Origin of the sequence: Shewanella sp. 11B5 (assembly GCF_002836795.1) — a bacterium.
GTDB classification, from domain to species: Bacteria; Pseudomonadota; Gammaproteobacteria; order Enterobacterales; family Shewanellaceae; genus Shewanella; species Shewanella frigidimarina.
Window position 1 is genome coordinate 1 of record NZ_PJAP01000668.1, and the last position, 2,091, is coordinate 2,091.

Consider the following 2,091-nt stretch of genomic DNA (forward strand, 5'->3'; position numbering starts at 1 on the left):
ACGTCTTTTTACATCGATTAAGGTAGGGATTTTTATGGATAAAGTACTCATCCGCCAGTTAGCGATAGAGACCATTATTGGTATCTATGAGTGGGAAAAAAAACTTCATCAAACATTGCTTATCGATTTAGATATGGCCTGGGATAATCGTCTTGCGGCCGCCAGTGATAGTTACGAAAATGCATTGTGTTATGAAACGGTATCAAATCGTTTAACGGCTTTAATTACTGAGAATCCGATTGAATTGATTGAAACTGTCGCTGAAATGATTGCGCATTGTTTGCAAGACGAATTTAATGTGCCTTGGGTTAAAGTGGTTGTGATGAAACCAGGTGCAATACCTCATGCTGTTTCTGTCGGTGTCGAGATCGAACGCGGTAGCATTTAACTGTTATTTTTTTACTGTTTAGCATTAGGTCAGTCAATGGCACGTATTTACATAAGTTTGGGCACTAATATTTCACCAGAGAAACATCTTAAAGCCGGTTTGGTTGATTTACAGCAATGTTTTGGCCCATTACAATTATCACGGGTTTTTGAGAGTGAATCGGTAGGGTTTAAAGGCACTAATTTTTTAAATATGGTGGCCGCGGCTGATACCGGTTTATCAATTGCACAGGTTGTGACGACATTTAAACAAATTGAACAAGACAATGGCCGTATTAGAGGTGAGAAGAAATTCAGCCCAAGGAGCCTTGATATTGATTTGTTGCTGTATGACGATGTTATTTGTGACATTCCCGTAGAATTACCCCGTGGTGAAATTTTGTTTAACGCGTTTGTATTGTGGCCTTTGGCTGAATTAGTCCCTAATTTATCTCATCCGGTGACGTTACAAACCTATAAAACACTTTGGCAGAATTATGACAAACAGTGTCAACAACTGTGGCCTATTGAATTTGAGTTCCCACCAGAACTATTACCTACCAACACGTTATAACCAATTGATAAGTTAATCTCTAACAAGGACAAATATGGAAACGTTTCAAGTTATTCTGCTGGCATTAATCCAAGGGCTTACGGAGTTTTTGCCTATTTCTAGCTCGGCACATTTAATTTTACCATCACAAATATTAGGTTGGGCAGATCAAGGTTTATCATTTGATGTGGCAGTTAATACAGGCTCTTTATTTGCCGTGGTCATTTATTTTCGTCATGAGATTGTGGTACTGGCTAAAGCCTGGTTCACCAGCTTAGCTAGCAAGCAACAAACTCAAGAAAGTAAACTCGCCTGGTGGATTATTTTAGCGACTATCCCTGCTGTAATTGTAGGATTTACTGCCAAAGACTTTATTGAAACCCATTTCAGAAATACTTTAGTGATAGCGATAACCACGATTGTTTTTGGTTTACTGTTGTGGGCAGCAGATAGAATGTCAAAAGCACAGTTAACTGAATTTCAAATGGGTTGGAAAAAGGCTTTGCTTATCGGCTTAGCGCAGGCAATGGCATTAATACCTGGCACGTCGCGCTCTGGCGCCACGATGACAGCAGCACTGATGTTAGGGCTAACACGTGATGCAGCTGCTCGTTTTTCATTCCTTATGTCTGTTCCTGTGAGCTTTGGTGCTGCGTTACTGGTGACAAAAGACTTGGTTAGCAGTCCTGCCCCTATTGACTACCAAGCACTTGGTTTAGGGATTGTTGTTTCATTCGTTGCTGCGTATTTATGTATCCACTTCTTTTTAAAGTTTATTAGCAAAATAGGCATGACGCCGTTTGTATTATATCGCCTTGCTCTTGGTGCGATATTGCTTGGATTGCTCTATCTTTAAGATAAGCATTTAAGCGACTTTTGTTTGCATAGCGGGTAGGCTTACCATACTAGGTATTTCTACCCGTTTTTGTTTTACCATCTTTCAATTAACTATCAGCGTAATTATGACTTTATCTTTAATATGTCCAGTGTGTTCAGCTCCACTAAATCAACATCAAGCTTCAGCGGGATTTTATTGCGACAACAAACATCATTTTGATAAACACCCTAATGGTTACTGGCCACTGCTGAGCAACGTAAAAGGCAAGAGTAAGCCGCAAGTGGAGTCTCGCCAGCAAATGCGTGGGCGACATTTTTTATTAGAAACAGGTTTG

4 protein-coding genes are annotated in these 2,091 nt (G+C 40.0%); all 4 read left to right on the forward strand.

The window, feature by feature from the left end:
* Nucleotides 1-34 precede the first annotated feature (34 nt).
* The gene (gene folB, locus CXF78_RS15065) at nt 35-388 is read left to right on the forward strand and encodes a dihydroneopterin aldolase (protein ID WP_011638438.1); all 354 of its coding nucleotides are present in this window, start codon (nt 35-37) and stop codon (nt 386-388) included.
* A 36-nt stretch (nt 389-424) separates the two neighbouring features.
* On the forward strand, nt 425-940 hold the full coding sequence (gene folK / locus CXF78_RS15070) for a 2-amino-4-hydroxy-6-hydroxymethyldihydropteridine diphosphokinase (RefSeq protein ID WP_102037256.1): 516 nt from the start codon (nt 425-427) through the stop codon (nt 938-940).
* Between the two features lie 34 nt (nt 941-974).
* Complete coding sequence (locus tag CXF78_RS15075; protein WP_011638436.1) at nt 975-1,775, forward strand: undecaprenyl-diphosphate phosphatase; 801 nt, start codon at nt 975-977, stop codon at nt 1,773-1,775.
* Between the two features lie 106 nt (nt 1,776-1,881).
* Nucleotides 1,882-2,091: putative RNA methyltransferase (locus CXF78_RS21645; protein ID WP_374702300.1), on the forward strand; the 210-nt coding region annotated here is incomplete at its 3' end.

Coding starts and splice junctions, on each gene's coding strand:
- folB (WP_011638438.1), top strand. CDS start 35: ATGGATAAAGTACTCATCCGCCAGTTAGCGATAGAGACCATTATTGGT.
- folK (WP_102037256.1), top strand. CDS start 425: ATGGCACGTATTTACATAAGTTTGGGCACTAATATTTCACCAGAGAAA.
- CXF78_RS15075 (WP_011638436.1), top strand. CDS start 975: ATGGAAACGTTTCAAGTTATTCTGCTGGCATTAATCCAAGGGCTTACG.